12 protein-coding genes and 1 pseudogene are annotated in these 15,388 nt (G+C 42.6%); 7 read left to right on the top strand and 6 right to left on the bottom strand.

Annotated features, from left to right (window positions below; all coding sequences use genetic code 11):
* Positions 1-86 precede the first annotated feature (86 nt).
* Positions 87-2,095: pseudogene (locus tag G5T77_RS04960) on the top strand (hypothetical protein).
* Positions 2,096-2,182: 87 nt separating this feature from the next.
* Positions 2,183-3,898: an AAA family ATPase gene (locus tag G5T77_RS04955; RefSeq protein ID WP_166139409.1), complete on the top strand. Its 1,716-nt coding sequence runs from the start codon at positions 2,183-2,185 to the stop codon at positions 3,896-3,898.
* 209 nt (positions 3,899-4,107) lie between these two features.
* Here the strand turns inward: G5T77_RS04955 and G5T77_RS04950 are convergent, their stop codons facing one another.
* Entirely contained in the window at positions 4,108-4,560 is a 453-nt protein-coding gene (locus tag G5T77_RS04950; RefSeq protein ID WP_159124011.1) for a DUF441 domain-containing protein, read from the bottom strand.
* A gap of 137 nt (positions 4,561-4,697) precedes the next feature.
* Here G5T77_RS04950 and G5T77_RS04945 point away from each other — a divergent pair, with 137 nt between their 5' ends.
* Positions 4,698-5,405, top strand: a complete 708-nt coding sequence (locus G5T77_RS04945) for a 16S rRNA pseudouridine(516) synthase (protein ID WP_166139411.1) — start codon at positions 4,698-4,700, stop codon at positions 5,403-5,405.
* Between the two features lie 10 nt (positions 5,406-5,415).
* Here the strand turns inward: G5T77_RS04945 and G5T77_RS04940 are convergent, their stop codons facing one another.
* From G5T77_RS04940 to G5T77_RS04930, 3 genes are all read right to left on the bottom strand, one after another.
* Positions 5,416-5,859 carry a GNAT family N-acetyltransferase gene (locus G5T77_RS04940; RefSeq protein ID WP_004784033.1) on the bottom strand — a complete coding sequence of 148 codons (444 nt, stop codon included), beginning with the start codon at positions 5,857-5,859 and terminating at the stop codon, positions 5,416-5,418.
* 99 nt (positions 5,860-5,958) lie between these two features.
* A complete protein-coding gene (locus G5T77_RS04935; protein WP_166139413.1) occupies positions 5,959-6,306 on the bottom strand; it encodes a type II toxin-antitoxin system RelB/DinJ family antitoxin in 348 nt (115 codons plus the stop codon).
* A gap of 113 nt (positions 6,307-6,419) precedes the next feature.
* Complete coding sequence (locus G5T77_RS04930) at positions 6,420-7,328, bottom strand: RluA family pseudouridine synthase (RefSeq protein ID WP_166139455.1); 909 nt, start codon at positions 7,326-7,328, stop codon at positions 6,420-6,422.
* 129 nt (positions 7,329-7,457) lie between these two features.
* On the opposite strand from G5T77_RS04930, the gene tsaE reads away from it, so the two are divergent.
* The 4 genes from tsaE (at position 7,458) to hfq (ending at position 11,467) form a co-directional block, all read left to right on the top strand.
* The gene (gene tsaE, locus G5T77_RS04925) at positions 7,458-7,934 is read left to right on the top strand and encodes a tRNA (adenosine(37)-N6)-threonylcarbamoyltransferase complex ATPase subunit type 1 TsaE (protein WP_034590094.1); all 477 of its coding nucleotides are present in this window, start codon (positions 7,458-7,460) and stop codon (positions 7,932-7,934) included.
* On the top strand, positions 7,927-9,897 hold the full coding sequence (gene mutL / locus G5T77_RS04920) for a DNA mismatch repair endonuclease MutL (protein WP_166139415.1): 1,971 nt from the start codon (positions 7,927-7,929) through the stop codon (positions 9,895-9,897). Before tsaE ends, mutL begins: the two co-directional genes overlap by 8 nt.
* A gap of 6 nt (positions 9,898-9,903) precedes the next feature.
* Positions 9,904-10,848 (top strand): tRNA (adenosine(37)-N6)-dimethylallyltransferase MiaA, encoded by a 945-nt coding sequence (miaA, locus tag G5T77_RS04915; RefSeq protein WP_166139417.1) that lies wholly within the window; start codon positions 9,904-9,906, stop codon positions 10,846-10,848.
* A 91-nt stretch (positions 10,849-10,939) separates the two neighbouring features.
* Complete coding sequence (gene hfq / locus G5T77_RS04910; RefSeq protein ID WP_166139420.1) at positions 10,940-11,467, top strand: RNA chaperone Hfq; 528 nt, start codon at positions 10,940-10,942, stop codon at positions 11,465-11,467.
* Between the two features lie 103 nt (positions 11,468-11,570).
* Here hfq and G5T77_RS04905 read toward each other — a convergent pair whose 3' ends face one another.
* Both G5T77_RS04905 and lptC read right to left on the bottom strand, forming a co-directional pair.
* Positions 11,571-12,878, bottom strand: a complete 1,308-nt coding sequence (locus G5T77_RS04905; protein WP_166139422.1) for a peptidylprolyl isomerase — start codon at positions 12,876-12,878, stop codon at positions 11,571-11,573.
* Complete coding sequence (gene lptC / locus G5T77_RS04900; RefSeq protein WP_166139457.1) at positions 12,878-15,349, bottom strand: LPS export ABC transporter periplasmic protein LptC; 2,472 nt, start codon at positions 15,347-15,349, stop codon at positions 12,878-12,880. Before lptC ends, G5T77_RS04905 begins: the two co-directional genes overlap by 1 nt.
* Positions 15,350-15,388: the final 39 nt, after the last annotated feature.

The raw sequence follows: 15,388 nt of genomic DNA, 5'->3' as shown, positions 1-15,388 counted from the left end.
TTCTGTAATAGAAAGGAAAAAGCGATTTTAAAGGATTGAAATTCAGTAGGTCTGTAACTCAATAGGGTTAAAACGAAGGGGGAAATATGGAACAGGAGGGTTTGTTACTGCCATTCAGACAGCTCGCTGAACAATGCCTCAGTATTTTTCCTGAGTTAAATCAGCTGTATCTGGATCAAATGGCGCTTATTGGTCATGTGAATGCCCAGAATTTGTTCAGGATTCATCAGGATGAGCATCGAATTGATCTGCTTAATGGCTTATTAAATATACAGCTATATACACCTCAAGATTTAAATCTGGAAAGTCCCCATGCCTTAGCAGAAATGCAGATTGATTCCAGGCTGGCTAAAGCAGAGGCTTTGGAAGAATTTTTTTTTCAGGATATTTACTTTCTGACTGGCGATTTAAAGCCCCAGCATTCCCTGTTTTTACGTGATAAAGCCAAACAGCTCCGTCAACTTATTATTGATCAAGTCTATATATGGGTTAATGCGCCTGACCGAGTTGCTAATTGCTTAAAACAGATGTCGCTTGTGCAGGCTGAAATCATCGACTCCTTTATGATTAAAGCCGAAGTGTTTATACTCAGCCTTGTATCAGTAATTGTCTTCAAAGTGGACATGAGATTCCGGCGCATGTTTTAAAACAGCTACAGCAAATCTTTTCCTTGCAATATTTGCAGCCAGATGAGTTTCTATCGATTCAGTCAGTGATGGACAGTCTGGATGCATTCTGTTTCAGTGCGCCTGAGTTTCTGCACCCAGCGACCTACCGGATTATCTCTTTATCCTTTGAAAACCGGTTCAATCTGCATGAACTGAATGACCATATTGACGATATCCGTTTGCTGTATCGGCATGCCGAAGAGCAAAGTCATCTACTGGGCTTTGTACGGCTGATGAATCGTGATAGCTGGCATCGGAGTGATCTGCTATCCAAACGCAATTTTCTGGAAAATAATCCTTATTTATGGCAGAAAAAAGTCGCCAAACTTCCTTTATTTGACTGTCATCGGGTAGTGAACTGGTTATTTAAACAGCCTGCGGAAATTTTGGATTGGCTGAGCAGCAATATTCAACATAGTAGTGTGCGGGTGGCGGCAACAGCTTTAAGCTTTATCGATACGCATCATGTTCATCCGCAGATTGTTTTAGCTACCTTGCAATATTTTCAATATATCGCAGCACGTCTGTTTATTGATGATGTTCATCAATATGCTCTTCAGCATTGCTGGTTTGAGCATGAGCGGAATCGAACAGTTGTTCTCAAAGGGACGCGTCAGGCTATTGAGGATCATCGTATTGCGATTAGTCCATCGATTTTATATCTGGATGAATGGATCGGATTATTGCGAGATGTAGTGGCAATGGATGATCAGATGACCAAAAGGGTCTATGCTAACTTAAGTCGGGTGATACAGGCTTATATGCAGTATCTGTATAAGATTACCTGTGATTTGCCTGAGGATGTGCTGGCTTATATTCGGCCTCAAACTCAGCAAGACCGTAATTTTTATAACGTGCTACAACGTAACCAGATTCCATTTGTAGAGTTCAGGAAGCGTTTTTATTTACACGCCCGGCATGTGCGGGAATCCTGTTTTGACGGTTATATCCGCGATTATCTGCCGGAGTATTTTTCTACTCAAACAGAAGTGCCTAAGAATTTAAGCTGGACCAGTTTATTTATGCAGGCAGTTGCCTGGCATGAGCAGATTCAGAAGCAGGAAATTATTGCCAAGCTCAAAAAAGACTTTGCGCTTGCCAGCTGGAGGCCGCTCACACAAGCACATTTTCTACTGTATTTTAATTGGCGTTTTGAGGAGTTGAAAACACTAGAGCGGATTATTGAAGAGGCCAGAATATTCCGGAACTGTCTGGCTGCAAGTTATGCACAGCGTATAGTCGAAGGTGAATATGTGGCTTTTCGCATGTCACATCCTGCAATCAAATTACCTCTGATTTTAGGCTGTCAGTTGCAGAATGACCAAGTCATCTTTGACCAGCTTGAGTATCCAAATAATCAAAAAGCGGAAGTTGAATATATCAATATTGCCCAGCATTTTATTAACTGGTTAAACCTGCAGGCTTGACCTGATTCAATGCTTTTCTGTCCGTGAAGCTTAACTTTTCCGGCAAAAATCGTTAGGCTATAGCCGTTCTTTTACGGTATCTCTTTTATGAAACAGGAAACTGCACTTAAACTCTTAAAAGCAGGGGAAAATGTCTTTTTAACCGGTTCTGCGGGTGCAGGGAAAACTTATACGCTCAATCAATATATTAATTATCTGAAAGCCCGTAAGGTATCGGTCGCTATTACTGCATCGACTGGTATTGCGGCAACGCATATGAATGGTATGACCATTCATACCTGGGCCGGAATCGGGATCAAAGACTTTTTGTCTGAAGAAGACCTGAAGCGCATGAAAGAGCGTAAATACCTGAAAGAACACTTGGAAAATGCGCAAGTTCTGATTATTGATGAAATTTCTATGCTGCATGCCAAGCAGCTCAATCTGGTCAATCAGGTGCTAAAATATTTCAAGGAAAGTGATGAAGCTTTTGGTGGGATTCAGGTCATTATAGCAGGGGACTTTTTCCAGTTACCACCCGTTGGGAAAAATGATGAGCGTAACCGCGATAAATTCTGCTTTATGTCGGATGCTTGGGTTGAAGCCAAGTTTCGGATTTGTTATCTGACCGAGCAGCATCGTCAGGGTAATGACTATCTGAATGATATTCTGAATGCCATTCGTGCGCAGGCCATTTCACCTGAACATCGTTCAGCGCTACAGGGTACACGTCAGCAGGATATTGGCGATACCTATACACGTCTCTATACCCACAATATGGATGTCGACAGCATTAACTTTAAGCATCTGAATGAAATTGATCAGGATTCACGCCAGTTTGATGCGCAATGTGATGGTAATGAAAAACTGATTGAAACCTTAAAGTCTTCAGTCCGTGCACCCGAAGCCTTAACCCTGAAAAAACATGCCAAGGTCATGTTCGTGAAAAATAACTTTGATATGGGCTATATCAATGGCAGCTTGGGCGAAGTAATTGGCTTTGAAGATGATGATGAGCATGGCGTGCTGCCAAAGGTCAAACTGACAGATGGAACTACATTAATTGTAGAGCCTGAAACCTGGTCGGTGGATAATGAAGCAGGCAAAACCATTGCCAGTTTCCAGCAGATTCCATTACGTCTGGCTTGGGCGATTACCATTCATAAGTCTCAAGGCATGACGCTAGAAGCTGCTGAGATTGACTTGAGCCATACCTTTGAAAAAGGTCAAGGTTATGTAGCATTATCCCGTTTGAAAAGCTTAAATGGTCTACGTTTGAAAGGCTTTAATGAACAGGCTCTGGAACTGGATAGTCTTGCCATTAAAGCTGATCGCCGCTTTCGGGAACTGTCGGATGAAGCTGAAGCGAATTTTGAAAACGTGGATTTGACTGTACAGCATAAGGCCTTTATCCGTCATTGTGGTGGTACTTTGAATGAAGTCGAGATCCAGCGTAATGAGAAGAAAATTGCCAAAAATGGTGGCAAGCAAAACTACGCGACTGCAACCTTGGATGAAACCCGTGAATTGTTTGAAGAAGGTTATGAGATTTCCGATATTGCCACTGAACGTGGCTTGACACCTGCCACTATTATTAATCATTTAGGACGTTTGCATAAAGAGCAAGGGCTGGATATCTCAGTAGCTCATCCGGGTGAGGAAGTTGTTGAACAAGTCCGCAAGATTTATAAGCGTCTGACTAAACGTCAAAACTCAGATCATTTCAATGATGACGGCAGTATTAAATTACGTCCGATCGTGGAACTGACCAGTCCGCGTATGGGTTATGATCAGGTACGTTTGGCTTTGCTGTTTGTGGAATAAAATTTGAGTTTTTAAATTTTAGTATTTAACGTGAGCTTTTACTTTTGAAAGATCAAAAGTAACAAAAATCTTTTGTTGGATTGAAGGTACATCCTGTACCTCAATCCAACGAGCGACATCCATGTCGCTGATCATGTGATTTAATACTTTGCAGTTCTTAATTTTAGAATATTAATTTTTAAGAATATTGCACAATCATGGTTAAAGGCTTATTGCGTTCCAATCAATAACGATAAAATCCCGGCTGCAATTAATGGCCCGACAGGGACACCACGAAGTACCGCGACACCTGCGACTGTACCAATTAATAGACCTGCAACGACATCAGGCTGACTCGACATCAGTTTCACCCCACGTCCACCAAGCCAGGCAACAAATAGACCGATTGCAATTGCCAGTAAAGATTTCCAGCTCAGAAATGATTTAAGAATACTGTCACCAGGAATTTTCCCGCTAGCAATCGGAGTCAATACGCCAATGGTTAAAATAATAATCCCGATATTTAGGCCATGTTGCTGTACATAAGGTAAGAGTTCATTGAGAGGCGTAATTTTCAGGACAATCAACACGGCCGCAGCAATGGTCACAGCAGTATTATGACTAAAAATACCGCAAGCCAGTAGAACCAGAAGAACAAGCAGATTCAGATCAAGTTGGGACATGAGGAGATAGGAAAAATGAAAAGTCACAGGATTATAGGCTTTTTAGCCATTTAAAGGGAGAAGACCTTATAAGAACTGAATCTGGTTAGTTTTCAGTATAGAATGCGCCTATCGCTCATTTAAACAGGTTTAGACAGATGCTATTGGAAAAAATGTTGCAATCACAAGGTTTTGGTTCACGAAAACATTGTCAGCAACTGATTAAAAATGGTGCTGTTTCGATTCAGGGCGAACTCATCGATAACCCCAAGCATAAGCTGAATCTGCAAGATCTGACCTTTAGCGTCTATGGTCATGAGTATCGCTATCGGGAAAAAGTATATATCGCGCTCAATAAGCCTCAAGATTATGAATGCTCACATCAGGCTACCCATCATTTCAGTGTATTTGATCTGTTTGATGATACCTTGTTAAACCGTGGAATCCAATGTGTAGGTCGTCTCGATCAGGACACCACCGGACTGTTATTGCTGACGGATGATGGTCAGTTTTTACAAGCGTTGACCCATCCTAAGAAACATGTAGCGAAAGTCTATCAGATGACTACTGCCGATCCCGTAACAGATGAGCAGATTCAACAGCTTGAACAGGGTGTGGAATTGAGAAATGAAAAAGGCACCTTTGCTGCTACAGATATTGTTCGTCTGGATGACAATCGTCTGCAAATGACCATTCATCAAGGGGTTTATCATCAGGTGAAACGTATGCTGGCAGCTGTTGGCAATAAAGTGGAACAGCTGCATCGTGCCCAGATTGGTGCGTTGGCCTTGAATGAGCTGGCAATAGGGGAATGGACCTATCTGGACGCAGAACAAGTGGCACAGGCAAAATTCCGTACCGGATAAAGTCTAGTATTTATTTCAGGAAACAATGGAATGTCACGAATTCATTGTCCTGAATAAATCCAAGTGACTCATAAAGTTTATGTGACTGATAATTGGTTTTTTGCGTTTCCAGGCTGATTCGAAGCGCATTTTCATGCCGGGCAAATAAAATAGCAGTATCAATCAGTTGTTTGGCTGCACCATGCCGGCGATAAGGCGGGCTAATATAGACATCGTCCAGCACATAATAAGTAGAACATGCGACTGAGGAAAATCTTAAATACAGCAGAATAAATCCGGTAAAAATATCATCCTTAGTGTTGATAAAAATGACAGTTTGACCATCTTCAAAACGCTGTTTCAAAAATTCGTAAGATAAATCCAGATTGGAAGAAGTACCATAAAATTGACGGTACTCATCAAATAAAACGGCCAGGTTAGGTAGATCTTCTGACTGGGCGCGTCGCACGATCATCGGCTTACTCCATGTTAATTTTATTATTTATCATTAACATCAAGCATAGCGAAGTTTGAAAGGAGAGAAACTTAAGAATTGTTCGTAAATGCAACAATGTTAAATTTTGTCGCTTTCACCTAAAATAGCATTCAGTTCTTCAAATAAATCAAAATGATCATCATCCAGATTCATTTCCTGATGATCTGCTGGAATCGCTGTAGCACTTGGACTTGAAGTTTGTTCTGACTTTAGTTCACTCTGTTTCTGCTTGCGTAACTTGATCAGCTGTTCCAGATTAATATTCTGATTTTCAATCGAGAAGGGGATTGATTTGGTCAGAACCACCTGTTTAAAAAAAAGACGAACTGCCTGAGCCGGCGTAATCCCCAATTGTTTAAATACTGCAAATGCCTGTTTCTTTTCTTGGGAATCCAGGCGAATTTGATAAACTTCAGTTTTTCTCATAATATTTTCAAAGCTTTAAATTACTTAACTTTTCGCCTTATTCTAATCGATAACTTCGGGATTTCAATCCTCAAGTTGCCGTTTTTAGAAAATAATCTGTAATGACAAGAGATTTACAGTGTCAATTCAAGTTTAGAGCTAAATTGCATCTGCTTTTGGGTAACTGGATCCGTAAACTGAATGTGTTTGGCCAGTAGCTGTAACGGTGCAGAAAAATCATCATCCGCCTTATGGGAAACCTGCGGATAAAAAGGATCATTCTGGATCGGAATCCCCAAATGACTTAAGTGTACCCTTAACTGATGCTGCTTTCCTGTATGTGGTTTTAGCTCATATTTGCCCCATTGCTGATCATGTTGCAGCAATTGAATTTCGGTTTCGCTATTAGGTTCTCCTTCTACCACCTGCATGGTATAAAAGGGCTGGCCTTTCTCCATTTTCAACTTTGTGATGAGCGGAAAACTTAAATCATCACGATAAGCCGCAATCGCATGATAGGTTTTCTGTACCTGCCGAGTCGCAAACATTTGCTGATAAACGCCACGCGATTGCACACATTTTGAAATCAGCACCACACCTGCCGTTTCACGATCCAATCGATGAATCGGAGTAAGATGTTCATTTCCAGTTTGCTGTTTTAGGCGTACCAGCAAGGTTTCCTGTACATATTGTCCAGTAGGACTCATGGTCAGAAAATGCGGTTTATCTACGACCAGCAGATGCTCATTTTCAAATAGAATCTGATGCTGAAAAGGAACATGCACTTCGTGTGCCAAAAAACGATAATAAAAACAATGAGTATTTGCTTGAAAAGAACTTTCGATGGTTAAGGTGTTGCCCTGAGCATCATAAACCAGACCATTATCGAAACGGGATTGCCATTCGCTCGACTCAATATGTGGAAATTGTGCACAGAGATAGGAATAGACTGTCTTGGGTGAATCAGCTGTCGCTTGCAGGAATACTTTACTTGCCGTAACCCCATTCAGCATGGGTGGGCTAAATTCAACAGTCGAAGTCATCACAACGTGGATCTATCTCTGGTCTGGAACGGATGCTGTGAAAAAATACAGTTTCTCACAGAGGTGAATAGGCTTTTAAAGCGTTGCGATGCTATCATAATTATTCTTTTTCATCATGTCGTGAGTAATATGCCTTATTCATTTAATGTCACTTTAAAACATGAAGATGACACCCAAAATCTGGCCAAAGTTCTGGCAAATAATTTTTCTTCGGGCGTTATATATCTGATTGGTGACTTGGGTGCGGGGAAAACCACGCTGACGCGTTATTACTTACAACAACTCGGTCATAAAGGCTCAGTAAAAAGTCCGACTTATACGCTGGTGGAGCCGTATCAGGTGAATGGTCAGGATATCTTTCATTTTGATTTATATCGTCTCAATGACCCTTATGAACTTGAATTGATGGGAATCCGGGATTATTTAGAAACTCCCAATGCGCTATTTCTATTTGAATGGCCTTCTAAGGGGGGTGATGAAATCCCGCAAGCCGATTTAATTATTGAAATTTTAAAATCAGAAGATGAGCTGACCCGTACTGCAAGTCTGATTTCTTCTAATCTGGCTTTACAGCAAGCTTTGGAGCGTGAATTCCCAAATGGTTGATGATTTAAGCATACGCCGTATCCGCGCACTTGATCCTGCGCTGGCGAACCAGATTGCCGCAGGTGAGGTGATTGAACGTCCTGCATCTGTGGTCAAGGAGTTGCTGGAAAACTCGATTGATGCAGGTGCGACCGAGCTGATCATCCGGGTGGAACAGGGCGGCAGTACGCTGATTGAAATCATTGATAATGGCCGAGGCATTCATTATGAGGATTTGCCACTAGCCGTGATGCGTCACGCGACCAGTAAGATTCAAACGGCTGAAGAGCTGCATGCGATTACCAGTTTGGGCTTTCGTGGTGAGGCGTTGGCCTCGATTGCTGCAGTGTCACGCCTGACTTTAACCAGTAGCCAGAATGAAGATGGCATTGGCTATCAGGTCGAAGTGAACGGTACGGCTTTTGATCATCAGGATATTCAACCGGTCGCAGCATCCAAAGGAACTCAGATCCGGGTGCAGGATTTATTCTTCAATGTCCCGGCGCGGCGCAAATTCCTGAAAAAGCCCGGCACTGAATTTGGACATATCGAAGAAATTGTTCGCCGTATGGCTTTAACGCATTTTGATATTCGCTTTGTATTGGAACATAACCAAACGATCAAGCTGAATTTGCCGGTTGCAGATAGTGGAGCTTTGCGTTTTCAACGTGTGCAACAATTACTTGGCCGTCAGTTTACTGAAAATGCTTACTGGATTGATGCAGACAGTATCAATATGCGTTTATCAGGCTGGCTCGGACATCCTTCGGATGCACGGGCTCAAGCCGATTTGCAGTATGTCTATGTGAATGGCCGGATCGTTAAAGACAAGACTATTTCGCACGCTTTGCGTATGGCTTATGATGGTATCCTGCATGGCCATCAGCATGCCGCTTATTTACTGTTTCTGGAAATCGATCCAGAAAGCATCGATGTCAATGTGCATCCAACCAAACATGAAATTCGTTTCCTGAACCAGCGTGAAGTACATGAATTTGTACGACATTATGCCAAGGAAACCCTAGCACAATTCCAGACTGCGAGCGCTGATCTGGCTGAGGCGATGAAACCTGAGTCTGAAGCTGTTGCGATAACACCTCAGCCGCGCTATCAAGAGCAGTTTAGCCTGCATCAGTCCGTAGCCACTCAACCGGTTATTCCAGTCACATCTCCGTATCGTCAGCATGAAGAAGAAGCTTCTGATGTGTTAACGGATTTCGAGTCATCAGGTCCACAAACTGTGCATTATGCGCAGGATTATAATAAGTCATATTCGGGTTCACAGCAGCTGAATAATGCCTTGAAAAGTTATCTCGCGCCTTTAAGAGAAACTGAACCGGAAACCAATACTTCAGCATCGGATGCATTGCAGTCACATTTACACAGTAAAGTGGATGAGCATCCTTTGGGGATTGCGATCGCCCAGCTGCATGGTATTTATATACTAGCGCAAAATACCGAAGGCTTAATCATCGTAGATATGCATGCGGCGCATGAGCGTATTCTGCTGCAACAGATGAAAATGGCTTGGGATAAACCGGAATTCTGGATATCCCAGCAATTGCTGATTCCTAAAGTGGTGAGCATTAGTCGTATGCAAGCCATGCGTGTTGACGAGCTCAAAGATCAACTCGCTCGTTTAGGCCTGGAAATTGACCAGTATGGTGATGAACAGGTCATTGTACGGGGCGTACCGGCCATTTTGCATAAAGCTGATTTTGATGCCTTGATCCCTGAATTATTGAATGATCTGGATCCTAATGATCAGGGACAGGGTTTAATGCAGAAACGTGACCAGATTCTTGCAGGTATAGCCTGTCATGGTGCAGTACGTGCACATCGAATGTTGAGTCTGTCAGAAATGAACGCTTTGCTGCGCCAGATGGAACAAACTGAATTTGCGAGCCAATGTAATCATGGTCGTCCAACCTGGCGAGCATTTCCATTGTCTCAACTTGATAAACTTTTCGCTCGAGGAGAGTAGCCTTACATGTCCAATCAACTGCCGGTCATCAATTTAATGGGACCAACTGCAAGCGGTAAAACTGCTTTGGCATGTGAACTATACGAGCAAGGTCATTTTGAGCTGATTTCTGTCGATTCTGCGCTAGTTTATCGGGAAATGGACATTGGTACAGCGAAGCCATCTAAAGAGGAATTAGGGCGCTATCCGCATCATCTGATTGATATTATTAGCCCGCTCGAAGTCTATTCTGCAGCAAACTTTGTCGAAGATGCTTGCCGTCTGATTGATGATATTCATGCGCGTGGTAAAACACCAATTTTGGTGGGTGGCACCATGCTGTATTTTAAGGCCTTACTTGAAGGCTTGTCTGATAATTTACCAAGTGCAGATTATGCGGTGCGTGCCCAGATTGAAGAGAAAGCCGCTCATGAAGGGTGGGAAGCGGTGTATGCTGAATTATGTCAGGTAGATCCTTTAGCAGGCCAGAAATTTAAAGTCAGTGATAAACAGAGAATTATCCGTGCATTAGAGGTTTTTAAGCTAACAGGTGAGCCGATTACAAAACTACAAGCAGAACAACCAAAAAATTTACCATATCGTTACAGTTTCCATAATTATGCCTTAATGCCCGATCGGTTAGAATTGCACAAACGTATTGAAAAACGTCTTGAAATTATGTGGAAAAACGGATTTTTAAATGAAGTTAAAGGATTAATGGGAAAATACGATTTTGACGAAAATTTACCCTCAATGCGTTCAGTAGGTTACCGCCAAGCCATAGAATTCTTAAAAAAAGGTGACCTAAGTCATGAAAAACAACGGGAAATGGAGGATAAGGCTTTATTTGCGACACGACAACTTGCCAAACGTCAATATACCTGGTTGAGATCTTTGCAAGAAAAGCATAAATTTACAACATATTTTACGCTCGAGCAGGCCCAAGAAGACTTGCGAAACTGTCACGGATAAAGCAAAATTTGAGTACTATCTTTTTTATAATTTTTAATTGAAAAATAGAGATAGTTTTTTGCGCTGATTTTTAAATTTTTGGAGTTATAACATGTCTAAAGGTCAAACTTTACAAGATCCATTCTTGAATTCTCTCCGTAAGGAACGTATTCCAGTTTCTATCTTCCTGGTAAACGGTATCAAATTACAAGGTCACATCGAGTCTTTTGACCAATACGTTGTATTATTAAAAAATACAGTAAGCCAAATGGTTTACAAACACGCGATTTCTACAGTTGTACCTGCACGTAACCCTCGTCCAGCTGGTGCTCCTGCTGGTCCACAAGGTGCTGGCTTCGGTGGTCAAGGCGGCGCAGGTGGCTTCGGCGGTCAAGGCGCTGCTGGTGGCTTCGGCGGTCAAGGTGGCTTCGGCGGTCAAGGCGCTGGCTTCGGCGGTCAAGGCGCTGGCTTCGGTGGTCAAGGCGGCTTCGGTAGTCAAGGTGGCTTCGGTAGTCAAGGTGGCTTCGGTGGTCAAGGTGCTGGTTTTGGTGGTCAAGGTGCTGGTTTTGGTGGTCAAGGCGCTGGTTTTGACAACGATTCAAAATTTGAAGATTCTTCTGACGACGAAAACAATCGTTAATCGGATCTGAAATAAAAAAGCCTCTTAATAGGAGGCTTTTTTATTGCTTAAAAAATTGAGCCATTAAAAAAAGCCAGCATTATACTGGCTTTCTTTTCTTAAATTAACGAGCGCGTTTAGGATCTAGCTGAGGATCTTTGATTTCTACATAGGCATTGCTACGGGTTTCACGTAACCAGCTATCTAGCTCAGCATCAAACTGGCGTTCACCCAGGATCTGGCGTGCCATACGTTCCTGATATTCCTGAGTCATATCTTGCTGACGTGTATCGGTCACTTGCAGGATATGCCAGCCAAATTGTGACTGGAACGGTTCACTAATCTGACCCACTGGCGTACTTTTCATACGCTGTTCAAATTCAGGTACCATGACACCTGGGCTGACCCAGCCTAAACTTCCGCCATCACGTGCTGAACCTGTGTCATTAGAGAAAGTAGACGCCAATACTGCAAAATCTTCACCTTGCTTAAGACGCGTATATAAGCTATCAATCATCTGTTTAGCATTTTCTGGGCTAACCACTTCTGATGTTTGAATCAGAATATGACGGGTCTGGTACTGAGGAACCAATGCTTTCTGCTCACCACCTTTACGCTCTAAAAGTTTCAGGACATGCACGCCATCTGCCGCAGGAATCAGTTCAGATGTTTGACCCGCTTGCAAAGTAGAAACACGTGCAGCGAGTTCGCCTGGGATTTCTGATAAATTTCGCACGCCCATATCAGACGCATCTACTTTAATATCGCCAGTTGAATATTTTTTGCTGATCGCCTGAATATCATTGCTGCTGCTTAAATCATTTCTTACTTGCGCAGCAATCTGTTGAGCATTTTCTCCGGTTATACGTAAATGCAGAACATGTACCTGGCTGCCTAACAGAGCTTGACCTTGCGGTGTATTCAGGAAGTTTTTCACATCCTGATCACTGATCTGGATACGTGAATTTACTGCTTGCTGGCGTAAACGGCTAAGTGCCAGATCTTCAGCAATACGGTTACGTAAAGAGGCATACGTATTCGGCGCGATAGCATCTAGTTTTTGCTGGAAAGCTTCCAAGCTAGGAGAGCCTGACTCACGTGCTACTTTAAGCACTGCTTCATTTAAAGATTTTTCATCTGGACGGATATTGTAGCGTTTGACCTGTTCCAGTTGAGCCTGACGTACAATTAGCTGTTCAAGTGCTTGTTGTTCAAGATAAGGTTGCGGTGGAACAGGCTTGTTTTGCTTTTGTAACTGGTGAGAAATTTCAGCAACGCTTTGTGCCAGATCACTACGCAGAATAGCGCTATTGTCGACAACAGCTACAACTTCATCTTTAGGTTGGGCAACAGCAAAAGTCGTCATCGCTGAAGAAAGACATAGCGCAAGTGCGGTCGCTTTAAAAATTTGTTTTAACTGTTTTGTCTTCATTAACGTTCTGTCCAAGTTTGATTGATATTGTTAAAACCTAGAATACGATTTTCTAGTAATGAGGTTAGCTTGTTGCTTAACCCGCCAAGACCTTTAAGCGTTACTTCAGCCATTACTGCACGTTTCGCTTTCACATCTGGGTCATTGATATCGTCTAAGTCATTGTAGTATGAGCGGCCATAGACAGATACTCCCCAACAGCATGACTCATAGTTTACGCCAAGTAAATATTCACGTGCGACACTATTATCCAGGTCAAATTGCGCATGGCCGACCAGACGCCAGTTATTGGCAATTGGCTGGATAAATGAGCCAACCACCTGATCATAACTTTCCTGGCGGTTTGGAATATCTTTACGATAGAAATAGCCTACGTTATATAGATTGCCCTGATCGCCCGTATAATAAACCTGTACATCACGCTGGGCATTGGAGCCATTCGACATCCAGCTAGAATTTAGGTTGACATGCACGTTTTTGTTTAACTGACTTCTAAGCTGAATAACTGGACCAGTATGGCTTTCACGGTCAAATTTATCTGCTTCACGATCTAATGTGACACGGCGATCTTCAAAGAAGAAACTTTGTCCCACACTGGCGCGTAATCGCTCTAAACCTTCTTCATTAAATAAACTGTAACTAAGACCTAAAGAAGCGAAGTTATTGTCTTCTAAGCGGTCATTACCATAGAAGCGGCGTGCACTAAATAATTGGTCATAATTAATTGAGGCTACGACAGAGTCAAAGTTTGGCTGATTGCGCTGATTTTCATACGGTGAATAAGCGTAAAACAGGCGAGGCGTCAAGGTCTGTAAATAGCGACCATCTTTTTCAAAAATTAAACCGGTGTCCAGCGTAAATTGTGGCACTACGATAGAATGATTTTCACTTGATGAGCTGGTTTGATTATTATTAATACGATCAATAGTATCTTGATCATAGAAAGTATTGATATTGCGTAATGTTGCCTGAGGAATGAAGAATGACCAAGGGGTAAAGTGATTATAGCGTACCGAGAAATCATTATAGATGCGTGTACCACTTGGTTGATAGATGGCTTCATCACCGGTATCAATATTTTCGATATTTCTGATGTCTTTCTGGAAATAAGCTGTATCGTTATTAAATTCGTATTGTAAACCCAGTGGGTTACCGGTCTTATAATTCACCAAAAGCTGCGGCAAACGCGCATAAGGGCGGTCTTCATCCAGAACGGCAGGATCAAGCGTCTGGAAATCTTCAACTTTAAATTGAGCTTTTAAGCCGGGGATACCATTTTTATAATTAACTTCCCAAGCACGGCGCAAGTTCAGGTCTGTTTTTGAATCTGGGTTATTATCCAGATCGGCAAAAAAGTCCTTGTCTGATGCGTAATTATATTCAAGATTTGTTAAGAACTGATCGTTGATTTGCCAGTTATGCAGGAAGTGCAGGTCTTTACGGTCTTTATTGCTATAACTTTCATCAGATGGCAGGTAGCCACCCCAAATCCGGCCTTCACCATAGTTTTCTGTTAGATAACGAAACTCGCCATCCAGCATCGCACCACGGTCACTAATATAACGTGGCGTAATGGTCGCATCATATTGTGGTGCCAAATTGAGATAAACCGGCACACCTAATTCCAGGCCGCCATCATTGGTAAATCCGAAAGTTGGCGTCAGAATCCCAGTGGTACGGCGATCATCGATTGGGAAGTTAAAATAAGGAACAGCGAGTACCGGAACATCTTTCACATAGAGCTTGGTATTACGGGTTTCACCGCGACCGGTTTCCTGATTCAGCTTGATTTGATCTGCCTGAATTTTCCAGGTCGGTTTCTGTTCAGGTGGACAGGTGGAATAGGTGGCATTTTCCAGTTCAAGCGTATCGTCAGAGGTTTTGGCAATCTTTTCAGCACGACCATGCGCATGCTGTTCTTCGGCAATGAAGAAACTGTTGTTTAAGTCACCTTGCTGGGTTTTCAGGTTGTAATTGATATCATCGCTTTGCGAAATTAAGCCACCTTGGGCCAATTGGACTTGACCTTCTGCCTTAGCATAAGTTTGAGTCTGATCAATCGTCACGCGTTCCGCACGAATCTGGCGACCTTCCTGATCAATGACCACATTGCCTTCTAAGTAGGAATCACCGGCCGGATTATAATGGCCATAGTCTGCAGTAATGGTTGAAGTTGCCTGTTCAGGGTCAATCGTCGGTGCATCAGGTGCAATAGGAGTGACCCAGGCACCTTCACAATAGGCTGAACTGAGATATTTACCTTGACGCTGCTGTGCTTCTGGTGAAGATTTATCCACATAATATTGTGAGAAGAATGCTTCACCGGGATAGGTCTCATTAATGCGCTGTTTGAGTTGTTCCGCATTTACATTGGATGAGTCATTTGATGCAGCATAGCTTGAGACCGAGCTACTACATAAAAGGGTTAAGATCGCAGTCGCTAGAGGGTTTATTTTAAAGTGATGCTTCATTTGTCTCATTAACCAATCATGCTTTTATCGCAATTAATT

Source organism: Acinetobacter sp. GFQ9D191M (genome assembly GCF_011174875.1).
Lineage (GTDB): Bacteria > Pseudomonadota > Gammaproteobacteria > Pseudomonadales > Moraxellaceae > Acinetobacter.
Note: the sequence above shows the minus strand (reverse complement) of the source record. Positions and strands in the feature narration are given on the sequence as shown.

Coding starts and splice junctions, on each gene's coding strand:
- G5T77_RS04955 (WP_166139409.1), top strand. CDS start 2,183: ATGAAACAGGAAACTGCACTTAAACTCTTAAAAGCAGGGGAAAATGTC.
- G5T77_RS04950 (WP_159124011.1), bottom strand. CDS start 4,560: ATGTCCCAACTTGATCTGAATCTGCTTGTTCTTCTGGTTCTACTGGCT.
- G5T77_RS04945 (WP_166139411.1), top strand. CDS start 4,698: ATGCTATTGGAAAAAATGTTGCAATCACAAGGTTTTGGTTCACGAAAA.
- G5T77_RS04940 (WP_004784033.1), bottom strand. CDS start 5,859: ATGATCGTGCGACGCGCCCAGTCAGAAGATCTACCTAACCTGGCCGTT.
- G5T77_RS04935 (WP_166139413.1), bottom strand. CDS start 6,306: ATGAGAAAAACTGAAGTTTATCAAATTCGCCTGGATTCCCAAGAAAAG.
- G5T77_RS04930 (WP_166139455.1), bottom strand. CDS start 7,328: ATGACTTCGACTGTTGAATTTAGCCCACCCATGCTGAATGGGGTTACG.
- tsaE (WP_034590094.1), top strand. CDS start 7,458: ATGCCTTATTCATTTAATGTCACTTTAAAACATGAAGATGACACCCAA.
- mutL (WP_166139415.1), top strand. CDS start 7,927: ATGGTTGATGATTTAAGCATACGCCGTATCCGCGCACTTGATCCTGCG.
- miaA (WP_166139417.1), top strand. CDS start 9,904: ATGTCCAATCAACTGCCGGTCATCAATTTAATGGGACCAACTGCAAGC.
- hfq (WP_166139420.1), top strand. CDS start 10,940: ATGTCTAAAGGTCAAACTTTACAAGATCCATTCTTGAATTCTCTCCGT.
- G5T77_RS04905 (WP_166139422.1), bottom strand. CDS start 12,878: ATGAAGACAAAACAGTTAAAACAAATTTTTAAAGCGACCGCACTTGCG.
- lptC (WP_166139457.1), bottom strand. CDS start 15,349: ATGAAGCATCACTTTAAAATAAACCCTCTAGCGACTGCGATCTTAACC.